Raw genomic sequence first — 219 nt, forward strand, 5'->3', positions numbered from 1 at the left:
GAGATAGCCGACGACGATCTCCCGGATAACAGGCGGCCATTGGAACAGCAGGAAGAAGCCGATGCTGCCAAGCCCGAAGGAGAGGACGTAACATGCCGCCCACAGAAGCCTCGCGGCCAGTGCCACCACCCTCTCGCGGACCGTGGCAAAGGGCGCGCGCGCCATCCATGCGCGCCAGCCGGCGCTGATCCACCAGAACAGCCATTGCGCGGCCAGACC

The 219-nt window shown here is 66.2% G+C and carries 1 pseudogene; it reads right to left on the reverse strand.

Going from position 1 to position 219, the window contains the following annotated elements:
- Positions 1 to 219, reverse strand: a pseudogene (locus AF337_RS39210) (mechanosensitive ion channel family protein); the annotation flags it as partial.

The sequence above is a fragment of the Rhizobium ecuadorense genome, assembly GCF_001187535.1.
In the GTDB taxonomy this organism is placed as follows: Bacteria; Pseudomonadota; Alphaproteobacteria; order Rhizobiales; family Rhizobiaceae; genus Rhizobium; species Rhizobium ecuadorense.